The sequence below is a fragment of the Prauserella salsuginis genome (genome assembly GCF_024648885.1).
Taxonomy (GTDB): Bacteria; Actinomycetota; Actinomycetes; order Mycobacteriales; family Pseudonocardiaceae; genus Prauserella; species Prauserella salsuginis.
In genome coordinates this window covers 284,788-299,523 of the sequence record NZ_JANBBF010000009.1, presented here as the reverse complement: position 1 = coordinate 299,523, position 14,736 = coordinate 284,788, and the positions used below count along the sequence as shown (strand labels likewise).

Genomic DNA, 14,736 nt, shown 5'->3' with positions numbered 1-14,736 from the left:
TTGTCAGCCACGGATACCTCTCGAAACGGTGAAGCGGGCGATGAAGAAGTAGACGCCCTCGAGCAGCAGCGCGAGGACCACGACGCCGAGCGTGCCCGCGAGCGCCTGGTTCGTCGCGTTGGCGCTGCCCGCTCTGGTCAGCCCTGAGAACACCTCACCGCCGAGACCGGGTCCCTTGGCGTAGGCGGCGATCACGGCGATGCCCATCAGCATCTGGGTGGCCACCCGCATACCGGCGAGGATCGCGGGCCATGCGAGCCGCAGCTCGACCCGCGTGAGCACGGCGAGTCTGCCCATGCCGATGCCCTTGGCTGCGTCGGTGACGGCAGGATCGACACCGGCCAGGCCGACGATCGTGTTGCGCGTGATCGGCAGCAGCGCGTACAGCACGAGCGCCACGACGGCGGGTGTCGGGCCGAGGCCGAACACGGGGATCAGCAGGCCCAGCAGGGCGAACGACGGGATCGTGAGGATCGTGCTGGCCAGCCCGGTGGCCACGGCCGAGCCGACCGGGCTGCGGTACACCGCGACGCCGATCAGCACGCCGAGCACCGCGGCCAGCAGCGTGGACTGCACCACTTCGCTGACGTGCAGCCACGACTGCAGGGCCAGCCGATCCCAGCGATCGGCGATGTAATCGAACAGGGTCACCGGCGCCGCGCTCTCAGTCCACGGCGCCGCGCTCGGCGCTCTTCGGTGCGTTCTTCATGAATCTCCTCGAGTGACCTGCGCATCTCGTCCTCCTTGAGGATCAGTGGGTCGCTGCGCAGGTCCTTCCACAGCGACACGCACAGCCCGACCATCACGAACACGAACGGCACGGCGATCAGGATGGTCAGATATTGCAACCCATCGAGCCCGGTTTCGCCACCCGCGATGAGCATCACCGCGGCGACCGCACCCATGATCACGCCCCAGAAGATGACGACGTTGCGTTTGGGTTCGACCGAGCCCCGCTGCGACAACGTGCCCATCACGACGGACGCGGCGTCGGCCCCGGACACGAAGAAGATCGACACCAGGATCATCACGATGATCGCCGCGGGCAGGAACCACGGCAGGTGCTCGAGCATGGTGAACGTGATGACCTCGGACGAGACTTCTCCGCCCTGGTACAGGTCGGCTCCGCCGTTGCCGGGGTTGCCGTCGGTGCCACGCTGCTGGATGTCCATCGCCGCGCCGCCGAAGATCGCGAACCAGACGAGGCTGACGGCGCTCGGCACCGCGATCACGCCGATGATGAACTGCCGGATCGTCCGGCCGCGCGAGATGCGTGCGATGAACATGCCCACGAAGGGTGTCCAGGAGATCCACCAGGCCCAGTAGAAGATCGTCCAGGTGGACAGCCAGTTCTCCATGGCCTGACCGCCCGTCGCACCGGTGCGGCCCGCCATCTCGGGCAGCTCGCGCACGAAGTCGCCGATGGCGTTCGGAACCAGGTTGAGGATCATCACGGTGGGGCCGACGACCAGGATGAACACGGCCAGCACGGCGGCCAGCACCATGTTGATGTTCGAGAGCCACTGGATGCCTTTCGCGACGCCGGACACCGCCGACGCGATGAAGCACACCGTCAGCACGGCGATGATCCCGACGAGCAGCCCGCTGCCGGGACTGTCGATCCAGCCGACCGCGCCGAGACCGCCCCCGACCTGCAGCGCGCCCAGTCCGAGCGAGGCGGCCGAGCCGAACAGCGTCGCGAAGATCGCCATCACGTCGATGGCCTTGCCCAGCGGCCCGCCGGTGTGGCGGCCGCCGAGCAGGGGCCAGAACACCGAGCTGAGCAGCTGGCTGCGGCCGCGGCGGAACGCGCTGTAGGCGATCGCGAGCCCGACGACCGCGTAGATCGCCCACGGGTGCAGGGTCCAGTGGAACAGGGTCGTCGCCATCGCCGTGTGCAGGGCTTCGTCCGAGTTGGGTTCGAGGCCGGTTCCGGGTGGCGGCGAGGCGAGGAACGTCACGGGTTCGGTGGCGCCGAAGAACATCAGGCCGATGCCCATGCCCGCGCTGAACATCATCGCGACCCACGACGAGGTACGGAACTCCGGCCGTTCCTTGTCCTGGCCGAGCTTGATGCGTCCGTAGCGGCTGATCGCGAGGGCGATGGCGAACACGACGAATCCGCTGGCCGTGAGCACGAACACCCACCCGCCGTAGGGGATCACGGCGTCGAACAGCAGCGTTTCCGACACCGAGAGCAGGTTGCCGGGTTGCAGCACACCCCAGGCGATGATCGCGAGGGCGAGGATCGCCGCGACGGCGAACACGGGCCGGTCGGTCACGGCCTCGCGGTCGGCGGCCGACACGGCCGGGGCAGCCGGGGCAGCCGGGGCGGATGCCACCGGGTCGACACTTCCCGGGCCCGCCGCTTCGGGCGGGTTCGCGTGCGCGGGGACGGTCGCCGCGCCGTCGGGCCCGCCTGCGTGGCCGTTGCCGTCACCGGCTGCGTGGCCGTCACCGCCCGCGTGGCCGTTGCCCGCGCCTGCCGCCGGACCCGCAGCCGAATCTGCGGTCGGGTCGCCGGTCATCGCGGGGTCGCGCCCGTCGCGGGCGTCGTTACCGGAATGTGTGGACATATGCACACGCCCGTCCGATCACCACGGACGGGTTCTCCTTTCCTGTTGTCGGGCCGGCGACACCTCACCCGATGTCGTTAACCCGTTCAGCGCAGAATCCTAGGGTGTCGCCTGCCGTGACGGGCTGTGCCCGCACGGTGCACACCGTTGCCCATCGATCCCCGAACGGCAACGGTTTCTCGCGTTCCCGTCCCAGGTTTGACCGGCGGTTCCGGCATAGGCGACCAAACAGGGCACGATTCGGGCGGCCGATAGGCTGACGTCGTGCGCACACGAACGCCGTCCGGACGCGTCATGCCGGCCGTCCGCGGCGTTCTACTGGCGGCAACCTCGGCGGCACTGTCCGTGACCGCTCACGGTGCCGCCGGCGGCGGGCTCCCCCATCCGGCGACGACGATCGTCGTGTCGTCACTCATCGGATGGGTCGCCACGGCGACCGCACACCGCGCCCGCGGCGTCCGCGGCATCCTGCTGTTCCTCGGAACGGGGCAGCTCGCCGTGCACATCCTGCTCACGACGCTGTCCGGACACGGCGGCGAAGCACCAGCCATGATCGCCGGGCACGCGCTGGCCACCGTGGCGACCGCGTGCGTGCTCGCCCGCGCCGAGGCCGTGCTCACCGGTGTGACACGCGCCCTCCGCGCGGTCCTCCCGGTGACCGTGTGGCGGTGGCGTCCGTACCGCAGGCCGCAGCACGGCACCGCCGGTAGGCCCCTTCCGCTTCCCGAAGCGGCGACGACCCTCGTGGACGTGCTGCTGCGCCGCGTGCACGGCCGCCGCGGTCCGCCCGTCCTCTCCTGATCGAAGAGTTCGTCACCCCGTGCGCCGCGAGGCGCGCGGGCACTTCACCACGCCGCGTCGTGCCCCTGCGCATCCCGTTCGCGGGCACCGCGGCACCCGAAACCCCATCAGGAGAGATCAGCATGTCGACATCGCGTCCCACCGGCCACGGCAGCCCGTCCGGTTCCCGGCTGCGTGCCCGCGGCGCCACGCTCACCACCGCGCTCGGCGCCGCGCTCGCCGCCGGTGCCGTCCTCGGCGCTCCCGCCGCGTCCGCGCACGTCACCGCCAACGTCTATGGCGACGCCCCCGAGAAGGGCGGTTACGGCGCGATCACGCTGCGTGTGCCGAACGAGGAGGAGCAGGCGGGCACCACGAAGCTCGAGATGACCGTCCCCGCCGAGTACAAGATCACCAGTGCACGGACCCAGCCCGTCCCCGGGTGGACCTCCGAGGTCACCACGAACGGTTCGGACGTCGTCACCAAGGTGACGTGGACGGCGGACGGCGAAGGGATCCCGGCCGGGCTGGATTCGTACCAGGAGTTCGGCGTGCAGCTCGGCGCACTGCCCGACAACATCGGCGAGCTCATGCTGCCGACCAAGCAGACCTACTCCGACGGCACCGTCTCCGACTGGAACGAGCCGCAGGAAGGCGATGCCGAACCGGAGAGTCCGGCACCGGTGGTCCCGCTCGCCGAGTCGTCGGGCGGCCACGGCGCGCACTCCGCCGCCGGCGAGGGCGAGAATGCCTCGGGTGAGACCGGATCGGGCGACCACGCACACGCCCCCGAGGGCGGCACCGACGACACGGCGCGGTGGCTCGGCGGCGCGGGCCTGCTGGTCGGCGCGCTCGGTGTCGGCGTCGGCGCGGGTGCCACGCTGCGCGCCCGCAAGAACGGAAAGGTGGACTCGTGACCCTGCGCATCACCGCGGTCGGGCGGCTCCGCGCGGCCGCACTGTCACTCGTCACGCTCGTGGCACTGCTGGTCACGGCGGCACCCGCGGCTGCGCACAACCAGCTGATCGAATCGGACCCCGCCGACGGCGCTTCGCTCGACGAGGCGCCGCAGCAGGTCACGTTGACGTTCGACCAGCCGGTACAGCGCGGCGCGGGTGAGGGCGTCAACCAGGTCGCCGTCACCGGACCCGACGGCGGCAGCTGGGCGAAGGGCGATGTGCAGATCGACGGCACGACCGTGACCGCTCCGCTGCACCCGCTCGGGCCTGCCGGTGAGTACGTCGTCGGGTTCCGCGTCCTGTCGGCCGACGGCCACCCGGTCAGCGAGGAGCTCCGGTTCACGCTCACCAGCCACGGGCCGGGCGATGACACGCCACCGGGTGGGCAGACCACCGCACCGTCGCAGGCGGGCGCCGACGACGCGCGCTCCGGCGGCGAGGGCGAATCCGGCGGCATCCCCGTGTGGGTGTGGATCGTCGCGGCGGTCGTGTTGCTCGGCGCGGGCGTGACGGTCGCGTTGCGCACCGGGTCGGACCGGTCGTGAGCCGCGCCGAGACCACCTCGCGGCCGCGCCTGAGAACGCTGACCGGACTGCTCGCCGCCGCGGTGGCGGGCGCCCTGGTCGGTTTCGCAAGCGCGGCCGCCGGCCCCGTACGCGGCATCGCGGCGGCCGGCGAGGTGGTCTCGGCCGGCATTCCGGTGGCACGGGCGGTGATGAACGTGGCCGCGGTCGTCACCGTCGGCCTGGCGCTGTTACCCGTGCTGCTCGGCGGTGCACGGGAGAAACTGACGCGTCCCGTGCTGACGTCGGCTCAGCCCGCTGCGGTGGCATCGGCGCTGCTGTGGGCGGTCGCGGCCGGTGCGGCGCTCGTGCTGCAAACGGTGGAGTACCGGCCCGCGGCACCGGACGTCGGCGGATACGTCGGCGACGTCGCGGCAGGCAAGGCGTTGGTGCTGGTCGCGGTGCTGGCGCTCGGCCTCGCCGCGCTGAACGTCGTGGCGCTGCGCCGGCCGGACACGGTGCCCGCCGAGGTGCGTGTCGGCCTCGGCCTGTTCGCGTTGCTGCCGCTTCCCGTCACCGGGCACGCGACGGGGTGGTCGCTGCACGACTACGCGTCGATCTCCATCGAACTGCACGTCCTCGCCGCCGTCACCTGGACGGGCGGGCTCGCCGCGATCGCCGCCGTCGTCGGCGCCAACCGGACGCTGCTGGCCACGGCGCTGCCCCGGTTCTCGACGCTCGCGACCGTATGCCTCGCCTGCGTCGCAGTGACGGGGGTGTTCAACGCGGTCGTCGAGCTCGGCGGCAACCCGGAGCTGTCGCTGCCCACGGCGCTGTTCGGCACGGCCTACGGCGTGCTCGTGCTGGTCAAGGTCGCGTGCCTGACGGGAGCGGCCGCGCTCGGGGTGTATCTGCGGACTCGGCTGCTGCCCCGCGTGCTGCGCCACCGGCGGACCGCGCTCGCCACGTGGGCGGCGGTCGAACTGACGATTCTCGGCCTGGCGTTCGGCTTCGCCGTCGCGCTCAGCCGCGCTCCCGTCAGCTGAGCGGTTTCTCCACCCGCGGCGTTCGGTCGGCGATCGGCCCCACCGAAATGTCGACGACAAACACCGCCATTCGGCCCAAACGCCGAACGGTTGGTTTCTGTCGTTGAACGACGGGGGTCATCACCCTTCGCGGTAACGCGCCCACCGGTGTTGCAGGTCCCCGGCCTTCAGATCCGCGAGTCGACGGTGCGCCTCGCGCCGCACAGCGGGGTCGCGGTCGGCCGTGGGCAGCACGCTCGTCGCCAGTTTGAGTTCTCGCATGCCGCGCAGCACCTCGAACCCTTCCCATGCGGTGACGTCGAAGCCGTAGCGCTCAGCGAGCGCGGCCTGCCGCGACGGCGGGTCACCGAATCGCTCGCATCCCACGGCCACCGGCACCAGGTCCCACTCCGGAGGCCCCACGCACGCCGAGTCGAAGTCGCACAGCACGGGCCCGTCGGGACCGACGATGACGTTGCCGACGTGTGCATCCCCGTGGATCAACGTCCTGGCCAGGGGAAACTCGAGCGACGCCGCCTTCGTTTCGAGTTCGTCGCACCGGTCGAGCAGGAACCCGCGATCGACGGCGGCCAGGTCGGCCGACCCCGCCTCCACGCGCGCCCGCACGTCGGCCAGCGGCTCCCACGCATCCGCACCGCCGCCGTCCGGCGCTCCGGCCGCGTGCAGGGTGCGCAGCAGATCGGCCAGCTCATCCGTGGTCGCACGCCTGCCGGTGTCCGGAACCCGCTCCCACACGGTTGCCAGGTGTTCGCCCACCCGCACCGGCTGATCGACGCCGGCCGCGAGGCGAACCGCGGGCACGCCGCGTTGCCGCAGGTGACGGGCGATGCGGACGACCTTGGAAGCCCGATACCGCAGGGCAGACGTGCCGACGATGCGGACGACGAACGGGCGGTCGGCCAGCGCGTACACCGCGTTGTTGGTGAACCGCAGCAGCGTGGCGCCGCGGGGATCGGCTCCCAGCCGTGCGCACACGGCCTGCAGGACGTTGTCGAGCGGGCCGCCGACTAGGTGAAGAATGTGTTCATCCGTTCGACGAAGTCCCTGGCATCCGGGTTGTTGGACCGGCGAGCGGCCTCCTTCTTCAGCGGCTGCATCCGCTGCTCGACGCGGGCGGACTTGAGCCCCTCCGCCGAGTCGAGCGCCTTGCCGCCGGTGCGCACGCCCACGTCGATGTCGCCGTCGATCATGTGGTTCGTGGCGAGCATGCCCAGGTTGAACACCTTGCTGCGGGCCATCTCGTCGTTGTAGGCGTCGATGGCCCTGCTCAGGGCGGGAATCGCGTACTTGGTGTGCATCGGGTCGGCCGACTGCGCCAGCTCCGTGTGCACGGTGCCGACCATCGCGTGCACATCGGTCTCGGTGAAGAACTTGACCCACGACTCGGCGTTGACCAGGTCGGCACGCGCGAACTCGTCCCGCGTCCTGCCCAGCAGTTTCACGGCCTGGTCCGAGTTGCCCATCATCGCGTACGCCCACGCCTCGTTGGCGCACAACACCGCGACCGCCAGCTCCGAGCCCGACTCCTGCGCCGCGATCTGCCCCAGCTGGAACAGCTTCAGCGCGTCGTTCGGCGCTTCCTGGTGCAGGTACACGCGGCCCATGCGGTACAGGATGTTCGCGACCAGCGGGTGGTTGTCGCCCTGTTTCGCCAGGTTGAGGGCATTCGCGAAATGACCACGGGCCGAGTCGATCAGCCCGGTGTCGAACGACGTCCAGCCGGCGAGACTGTGCAGGTCGGCCAGTGCGACGAACAGCCGCGATCTGACCCCGTCGGTGGTGCTGGCCTGCATCATCTGCTGTCCCCACGACAGCTGTGCCACAACGGCGTCGCGGCAGAAACCGCCGCCGTACTGGTAGTCGAGCGCACGCAAAGCCCTGGTGGCGGCTTCGACCTGCCGGACATCGGTGACGCCGATGCGTCCCGGCGCGGGTGTCCTTGCGGGGCTCGCCGCCCAGGCCTCCGCCGACGATCCGAAGACCGCGGCGCCCATCGTGACCTGGGCCGCGTGCGCGAGGAACTTCCGCCGTTTCACGGACTCGTCCTCCTCAGCCTGCTGCTCGCCGGAGGCTCCGGCGACCTGAATCTCGGTGGCCTCGTCGTATGCGAGACCCATGTATCCACGGGGAATACCCAGGCCGGCGGCAATCCTGGCAAGCACGTCGTAGGCCATGACCTGACGGCCTTTCAGGATCTCCGAGACCTCGGACTGTGACTGGCCGGTCATCGCAGCGATCTGGCGTTGCGACACACCGTGTTTGCGCAGTTGGCGGTAGACCTCACTGACGTTTCGCACGGAGAGCGCATCGCGCATCTCGTCGCCTTCCCAGACCTCCGGGTCCAGGCGGCTGGGCGCGAGCTCGGACGAGTCCTCGTTCGCGCCTCGCGAGATGCGGGCGATCGCCGTGTTGTCGGTGGTGTCCATGCGCCCCTCCACAGTCCTTCCGGGCGTCGTCAGCAGCGTAGGCACTTCACATTGAACCGCGCGAAACCCGATTTGTGACCCCTGATCGGCTCTGCCGAACTTCGTCGACCGCTTAACGGCCAGCCGTAGCCGGTCGCCGCTATCCGGCCCACCGAGGCTTCTATCGGCGTTTCATTCATCGCAATCTAGTTCTCGGGATCGACGTGACCACCCGAACACGGTCCGCGATCACCCGGGAGATCCATCGGAATCCAGCTCCATCCGGACTCCAGCTCCATCCGGACTCCCGCGCCCTGCACCCAGTAGGGATTGCACAAAAAGGCACCACGAGTAAGGCACTGCAAGTCAAGGCACTGCGGAACGACCCACCGCGGCCCAGCCGCAGAGGGAACACGGCAGTGCAATGCATGGCCGTGCAATGCATGGCAGTGCAGTGCATGGCAGTGCAGTGCATGGCAGTGCAGTGCATGGCAGTGCAGTGCATGGCAGTGCAGTGCATGGCAGTGCAGTGCATGGCAGTGCAGTGCATGGCAGTGCAGTGCATGGCAGTGCAGTGCATGGAAGAACACAGCACGGCAGAGCCCACAACCGAACACCGGCCGGATTCGGCGACGCACAGCAGGCGTCCGGACCGGCCGTACCGGCCCTCCGCACCCGGGGCCCGTACGGATGGTCCGGGCAGGCGGGTGCGGAGCGGTCGGCGAAGCCCGTGAGCGGGCGCACCGACCGGCTGCGACAGCAGCGCGGAAACGGCAAGCGCGAGCACGGCAACGGCAATGCCAGGACGGCAGCAACAGGAACGCCCGACCGGAACCGCAGCCCAGGACAGCAGGAAGGCGCATCCGCCGACCGGCGGATCGACCACCGACGAGCACGGAACGGAGACGACGTGGAGATCGCATCCTCTGCCACCTCGTGTGGCACGTCGTCACTGCCCGATGCGTCGGTGAGCGGTGCGCCGGACGCCGCGCTGTCCGACAGCGGCTCGTCCGGTGCCGCGTCGTCCAGTGCCGCGCTGTCGACCTCCGCGCTCCCGCCTGCCGCCGATCCGGCCACTACCGCCGGCTCCCCGACCGGGGCCTCGGTCCCGGCCGCCCGGCAACACTTCTCCCCGGTCCCCACAGCCGACTACCGCGCCCCGGCGGCCCACCGTGAAGAGAACGGTCAGGTCGTCTGGCGCGTGCAGTGCGGCGATCTCATTGGCCGCGAACGCTGCATGACGGTGTACGTGGACGACGACGAAATAGTGCTGGTCGGCCCGCCCGGTGAAGCGGCGCGGCTGACCCGCACCCAGCTCGGCCGGCTCACGGCCGCGCTCGGCGAAGCCGCCGGACTGGCGGAAAGGTGACGGTGACTTTCTGTGGACAAGATCCTCGGTCAGGTGCTCCGCAACGCGGTATGGGAACGCCTCGACATGTTGTCCGACCTAGCGGACCGGGGCGACGAACCGTCGCTGGTGTCGGTCGCGCGTTCGGAGCTGCCCCGGCTGACCGACGGCTGGCGCGTGATGCTCCGTTCCCATGAGCCGGACGACGGCGGCCACTGCCCGACCTGTTCCACACGCTGGCGCCGGGTGAAGGCCCCGTGCACCGTGTGGCAGGTGGCGCACGAACACCTCGTGGCGGGCGGCCTGGCGCCCGAACAGCCGACCAAGCGGAAGCTGCGCCGCAAGGGCGCGCCAGCCCACGTGTCGGCGCACTCGCCCTCCGCGACATCCCCGCGGCGCTCCGACGAGCCCGCCGCGGTCCCCGAGCAAACGGGTCGGCACGCGTTGGTCACACCGACGCCGGCCCGGCATGCCGTCGCCGGACCCCCGACCCGGTAGCGGCATGCGAACAGGCGACGGGCTGCGGCCCGTCCCGGCCGGCGGCCGGTTCGTTCGTACCCCCGAGCGAGACGGGTCGGCCGCCGGCTTCCAACACGACAGTCAACCTGATTAATCGGAAAATCAGCCTTTCGTTTGCTGGCGGAGGCGGTAATCCATGGTTAGGTTGGAGGCCGTGACAGCGCGTTAATAACTCCACATGGAAACCCCGCGGTCTCAGTGTCCGGTTAATTCGGATGGCTGAATCCCCCGGCCGCGGTAGTAGCCCGCAGTAGATCCCCGCCTACGCAAGGGCCCCGATCCCCGCGGGCCGGTGCCGAAGATTCCCCTCCCCCGACCGGCACCGGCCCGCGGTCCCAACAGACCGCTCACGCCGTTCCGGCGACGACACCTCGCCGCCGGAACCGGCTTCCCACCACGGTCGACGCGTCACAGCTGCAGACGTGGGCCCCGCGGTCGGCCTGTCACCGCGGTCCACTCATCACGGCACTGACACGGCCCATCTCGGCGCCGTCACACAGCGATCACTCGACCGTGGACGGCATTACCTGCGCGTTAGAGTTCCCCACGCAGAGTGAGGGAGCGTCACGTGACTGAGAGCCGTACCGACTTGCCGCCGCTACGTCGCAAGCCCGTCCAGGAACGGAGCGCCAAACGGGTCGAGCGCATGCTCGACGCCGCGGCCGAACTGCTGGCCGAGGAGGGCTACGACGCGCTCACGACGACGCTCGTCGCCAAGCGCTCGGGCGTGGCGGTCGGATCGCTGTACCAGTTCTTCCCCGACAAACGCGCGATCGTGCAGGCACTAACGCACCGGAACCTCGAACGGTTCCTCGACGCCGTCGGTGAACGGTTCCGCGGCGTCGACCACCAGAGCTGGTGGGAGATCGTCGACTCGCTGCTCGACATCTATCTCCAGATGCACCGCGAAGTGCCGGGTTTTTCCCGGGTGCACTTTGGTGACGCCGTCGACGTCCAGCTCCTGGACTCGGAACGCACCAACAACGGCGTCATCACCGACGCGCTCGCCGACCTCGTCGCCAACCACGTCGACCTCCCACGCGACGAGGTCGGCCTGCCGATATCCATCGCGGTCGAGGCTGCCGACTCGCTGTTGAAGTTCGCATTCCGCACCGATCCGGAGGGCGACCCGCAGGTCGTCGCCGAAACCAAAGCCCTCATCAAGACGTACCTGGCGAGCCGGTTCGGCGACTGACCCGTTGCGCAGGTGCAAGCCTGCTGTGCCCCCAAGGGCACCTTGGTCGCATTGAACGCCACCAAGGTGCCCTTGGGGGCGATGTTGCTGACGCGCGACGTTCGTCAGCCGAAGAACGTTCCCTCGCCGCGGTAGGTGGGCACGGTGCGCTCGATTCTCGCCCCCCGGACCAGGTGGTACTCCGGGAAACGTTCGGCGAGCTCGCCCGCTTTGGCATGCCGGAACCACACCCGGTCGCCCAGTCCCAGCCGCCGCGCGGCCGCGCCTTTCACGGGTGTCTGCACCTCGCCGGCCCCTTCGACACCGAGCAGGGTCAGCCCGGCGGGCGCCACGGGCGTCGGCAGCCGCGACGGTTTCGCCGGCCCGGACGCGATGTAGCCGCCCGCGAACACGGTCGCGAGGTCCCGTGACGGCCTGCGCACCACGGGCAGGGCGAACACCGCGGCAGGCTCGGGGGTGAACCGCGTGTAGGAGTCGAACAGTCCCGGTCCGAGCAGACCGGACCCTGCGGCGACCTCCGTGACGGACGGGTCGTCGACTGTGGATTCGATACTTCCGGTGCCGCCGCCGTTGACGAACTCCAGGTCCGCGACGCGGCGCACCGCGTCGACCACCTCCCCGCGGCGTTGCGCGAGTTCGGCGGCCGAGCGCCGCTGCATCCACCGCACGAGGCGCGCCGAGGGGCCGCGACCACCATCGGGCACGCCCGCGATCTGTCCCTCGTAGGCCATCACGCCGACGAGGCGAAACCCGGGGCGGTCGGCGATCCGCGACGCCAGTGTGTGCGCCGACCGCGGCCGGAACACCGGCGACCGGCGGGTGCCGATGTGCAGCCGTGGCGCGGGCCGCCACGAGGCGTCGAGCTCGAGCGCGACGCGGATCTCGGGGTGGGCACCGCCGAGCGCGGCGTCGACCGCGTCGAGGTGCTCGGTCGAGTCGACCATGATCGTGACGGCCGTTCGCGCGGCGTCGTCAGAAGCCAGGGCGCGCAACGCTGCGTGATCAACGGTCGGGTAGGCGACGACGAGGTCGTCGCTGACGCCGCACCGATGCAGCCACAGCGCCTCGGGCAGCGAGTAACACAGCAGGCCGGCGTAACCGGGCATGGCGAGTGCGTGGTCGAGCAGGAATCTGCAGCGCACGGACTTGCTGGCGATGCGGATCGGCACGCCGCGGGCGCGGCGCGTGAGGTCCCGCGCGTTGGCATCGAACGCATCAAGATCAACGACCGCCAATGGTGGGTCGAGATCCTGGGTCGCGGCGTCGTACGCTGCGGCGTTCACGGTGGTCACGGCGACTACCGTACGTCAGAGAACCTTGAAACGCGAAACCTATTCACATATTCTTTCGATCTCATGCAGGCAGGTGATCACGTGACGACGTGGACGAACTGGGCCGGCACCGCCACGTCGAGTCCGCAACGGCTACACCGTCCGCGGAATCTCGACGAGATCACCGCAGCCGTCCGGCAGACCGCCGACGCGGGCATGCGGATGCGCCCGCTCGGCAGTGGTCATTCGTTCACGGGCGTCGCGGCCACCGATTCCGTCGCGCTCGACCTCACCGAATGGGCGGGCGTGCTCGACGCCGACCGCGACACCGGACTGGTCACCGTGCGGTCCGGCACCACGCTGCGCCGCCTCAACACCGAGCTCGCACGCGTGGGCCTGGCGATGAGCAACCTCGGCGACATCGACGCGCAAACGATTGCGGGTGCCGTTTCGACCGGCACCCACGGAACCGGCGCCCGCTTCGGCGGCCTGGCGACGCAGATCCGCGCCCTGGAACTCGTGCTGGCCGACGGCTCGGTCGTCACCTGCTCCGAGACCGAACGCCCCGAGCTGTTCGCCGCGGCCCGCGTCGGCCTCGGCGCCCTCGGCGTGATCACCACCGTCACGTTGCAGTGCGAACCGGCCTTCGTGCTCGACGCCCACGAAGGACCGGAACCGCTCGACGCCGTTCTCGAGGCGTTCGACGATCACGCCGACACCAACGACCACTTCGAGTTCTACTGGTTCCCCTACGGCCGCAACGCGCTGGTCAAACGCAACAACCGCGTGCCGGGACCAGCCGAACCGCTGTCGAAACTGCGGGAGTTCGTCGACTACACGCTCACCGAGAACGCGGCGTTCGGAACGCTGTGCCGCCTCGGCAGGGCGGTGCCCGCGCTGGTGCCGACGTTGGGCAGGCTGTCGTCGTCGGTGCTGTCGACGCGCTCCTACCGCGACGTCTCGCACCGGGTGTTCGCGACGCAGCGATCGGTGCGGTTCGTCGAGTCCGAGTGGGCGGTGCCGCGCGAGGCGGTGGGCGACGTACTGCGGGAACTGCGGGCGCTCGTGCCGAGGCTGGAGACCCCGGTGGCGTTTCCGGCCGAGGTGCGGGTCGCCGCGGCCGACGACGTGTGGCTGTCGACCGCCTACGGCCGCGACACCGCCTACGTGGCGATCCACCAGTACGTCGGCATGCCGTACCGCGAGTACTTCCTGGCGTTCGCCGCGATCGCGGGCGCCGTCGGCGGACGACCGCACTGGGGCAAGCTGCACGACCTCGACGCGACGACGCTGCGCGAGCGCTACCCGCGGTACGACGACTTCCTGGACGTGGCCGCTGACCTCGACCCGCAAGGCGTGTTCCGCAACGGCTACCTCGACCGGGTCCTCGGGCCGGTCACAACCGGCTGACGGCCTCCGCGATCGGCGTGTTTCCCGCCGCCAGTTCGAGCGTGCGGCCGAACGCGAGGTCGTCGCTGAGCAGGGCGGCGAGCACCGCCGCGACGTCGTCCCGTGGAACGTCACCGCGGGGCGTGCTGTCTGCGAGCTGGACCAGGCCGGTCGCGGCGTCGTCGGTGAGCCTGCCAGGGCGCAGGATGGTCCAGTTCAGCTCACGGCGACGCAGGTCCGCTTCGGCGGCGGCCTTGGCCCGCAGGTACACGGCGAAGACCTCGCCGAGGACGTCCTCGTCGAACGGGCCATCGGTACCCATGGCGCTGACCTGCACGAACCGCCGGACACCGGCGCGCTCTGCCGCGTCCGCGAACAGCACGGCCGCGCCCCGGTCGACGGTTTCCTTGCGCGGCGCGCCGCTGCCGGGACCTGCACCCGCGGCGAACACCGCCGCGTCGGCGCCGTCGAGCACGGCTGCCACCTCGTCGACCGCGGCGGTTTCCAGGTCCATCACGGCGGGTTCGGCGCTCACGTCCCGCAGGTCGTCGGCATGCTCCGCGTTGCGGATGACGCCGACGGCCTCGTCACCACTGGCGGCGAGGCGACGCTCGAGATGAAGGGCGATCTTTCCGTGTCCACCGGCGATGACTACGCGCATGCCCCGATCGTAGGCAGCGGCGCGGATCGCCACAGTATGGGCGGCCGTGGGAGACGGGCGGGCCCTGGGCAGCAGCGCGGAGCG

General features: G+C 70.3%; 14 protein-coding genes. 8 read left to right on the top strand and 6 right to left on the bottom strand.

All coding sequences use genetic code 11. The annotated features are described in order from the left end of the window. Positions 1–3: 3 nt before the first annotated feature. Complete coding sequence (locus LY40_RS08190; RefSeq protein WP_258936423.1) at positions 4–651, bottom strand: ABC transporter permease; 648 nt, start codon at positions 649–651, stop codon at positions 4–6. Next, positions 648–2,576: a BCCT family transporter gene (locus tag LY40_RS08185; RefSeq protein WP_258936422.1), complete on the bottom strand. Its 1,929-nt coding sequence runs from the start codon at positions 2,574–2,576 to the stop codon at positions 648–650. The genes LY40_RS08190 and LY40_RS08185 overlap by 4 nt, the downstream gene beginning before the upstream one ends. A 264-nt stretch (positions 2,577–2,840) precedes the next feature. Here LY40_RS08185 and LY40_RS08180 point away from each other — a divergent pair, with 264 nt between their 5' ends. The 4 genes from LY40_RS08180 (at position 2,841) to LY40_RS08165 (ending at position 5,864) form a co-directional block, all read left to right on the top strand. Continuing rightward, the gene (locus tag LY40_RS08180) at positions 2,841–3,377 is read left to right on the top strand and encodes a hypothetical protein (RefSeq protein WP_258936421.1); all 537 of its coding nucleotides are present in this window, start codon (positions 2,841–2,843) and stop codon (positions 3,375–3,377) included. A 122-nt stretch (positions 3,378–3,499) separates the two neighbouring features. Next, on the top strand, positions 3,500–4,273 hold the full coding sequence (locus tag LY40_RS08175) for a YcnI family copper-binding membrane protein (RefSeq protein WP_258936420.1): 774 nt from the start codon (positions 3,500–3,502) through the stop codon (positions 4,271–4,273). Continuing rightward, positions 4,270–4,860 carry a copper resistance CopC family protein gene (locus LY40_RS08170; RefSeq protein ID WP_372497719.1) on the top strand — a complete coding sequence of 197 codons (591 nt, stop codon included), beginning with the start codon at positions 4,270–4,272 and terminating at the stop codon, positions 4,858–4,860. Before LY40_RS08175 ends, LY40_RS08170 begins: the two co-directional genes overlap by 4 nt. Continuing rightward, complete coding sequence (locus LY40_RS08165) at positions 4,857–5,864, top strand: CopD family protein (protein ID WP_258936419.1); 1,008 nt, start codon at positions 4,857–4,859, stop codon at positions 5,862–5,864. Before LY40_RS08170 ends, LY40_RS08165 begins: the two co-directional genes overlap by 4 nt. A 120-nt stretch (positions 5,865–5,984) precedes the next feature. Here LY40_RS08165 and LY40_RS08160 read toward each other — a convergent pair whose 3' ends face one another. Together LY40_RS08160 and LY40_RS08155 are read right to left on the bottom strand one after the other, a co-directional pair. Further along, the gene (locus LY40_RS08160; RefSeq protein ID WP_258936418.1) at positions 5,985–6,839 is read right to left on the bottom strand and encodes a phosphotransferase; all 855 of its coding nucleotides are present in this window, start codon (positions 6,837–6,839) and stop codon (positions 5,985–5,987) included. Between the two features lie 32 nt (positions 6,840–6,871). After that, entirely contained in the window at positions 6,872–8,179 is a 1,308-nt protein-coding gene (locus LY40_RS08155; protein WP_258936748.1) for a helix-turn-helix transcriptional regulator, read from the bottom strand. Between the two features lie 1,057 nt (positions 8,180–9,236). On the opposite strand from LY40_RS08155, the gene LY40_RS08150 reads away from it, so the two are divergent. The 3 genes from LY40_RS08150 to LY40_RS08140 all read left to right on the top strand — a co-directional run bounded on the left by LY40_RS08150 (position 9,237) and on the right by LY40_RS08140 (position 11,331). After that, complete coding sequence (locus tag LY40_RS08150) at positions 9,237–9,638, top strand: hypothetical protein (protein ID WP_258936417.1); 402 nt, start codon at positions 9,237–9,239, stop codon at positions 9,636–9,638. A 12-nt stretch (positions 9,639–9,650) separates the two neighbouring features. Next, on the top strand, positions 9,651–10,115 hold the full coding sequence (locus tag LY40_RS08145) for a hypothetical protein (RefSeq protein ID WP_183780795.1): 465 nt from the start codon (positions 9,651–9,653) through the stop codon (positions 10,113–10,115). A 589-nt stretch (positions 10,116–10,704) separates the two neighbouring features. Beyond that, positions 10,705–11,331: a TetR/AcrR family transcriptional regulator gene (locus LY40_RS08140; protein ID WP_183780798.1), complete on the top strand. Its 627-nt coding sequence runs from the start codon at positions 10,705–10,707 to the stop codon at positions 11,329–11,331. Positions 11,332–11,435: 104 nt separating this feature from the next. On the opposite strand, the gene LY40_RS08135 is transcribed toward LY40_RS08140, so the two are convergent. Further along, positions 11,436–12,614 carry an amino acid deaminase/aldolase gene (locus tag LY40_RS08135; RefSeq protein ID WP_372497727.1) on the bottom strand — a complete coding sequence of 393 codons (1,179 nt, stop codon included), beginning with the start codon at positions 12,612–12,614 and terminating at the stop codon, positions 11,436–11,438. Positions 12,615–12,704: 90 nt separating this feature from the next. Between LY40_RS08135 and LY40_RS08130 the strand changes: the two genes are divergently transcribed. Further along, positions 12,705–14,012 (top strand): D-arabinono-1,4-lactone oxidase, encoded by a 1,308-nt coding sequence (locus LY40_RS08130; RefSeq protein ID WP_258936415.1) that lies wholly within the window; start codon positions 12,705–12,707, stop codon positions 14,010–14,012. On the opposite strand, the gene LY40_RS08125 is transcribed toward LY40_RS08130, so the two are convergent. Beyond that, positions 13,999–14,652 (bottom strand): NAD(P)H-binding protein, encoded by a 654-nt coding sequence (locus LY40_RS08125; protein ID WP_258936414.1) that lies wholly within the window; start codon positions 14,650–14,652, stop codon positions 13,999–14,001. The two genes, LY40_RS08130 and LY40_RS08125, sit on opposite strands and share 14 nt — an antisense overlap. Positions 14,653–14,736: the final 84 nt, after the last annotated feature.

What these genes read in the sequence shown, in the direction of transcription:
- LY40_RS08185 (WP_258936422.1), bottom strand. Translation starts at nt 2,576, where the DNA reads ATGTCCACACATTCCGGTAACGACGCCCGCGACGGGCGCGACCCCGCG.
- LY40_RS08175 (WP_258936420.1), top strand. Translation starts at nt 3,500, where the DNA reads ATGTCGACATCGCGTCCCACCGGCCACGGCAGCCCGTCCGGTTCCCGG.
- LY40_RS08155 (WP_258936748.1), bottom strand. Translation starts at nt 8,179, where the DNA reads ATGCGCGATGCGCTCTCCGTGCGAAACGTCAGTGAGGTCTACCGCCAA.
- LY40_RS08125 (WP_258936414.1), bottom strand. Translation starts at nt 14,652, where the DNA reads ATGCGCGTAGTCATCGCCGGTGGACACGGAAAGATCGCCCTTCATCTC.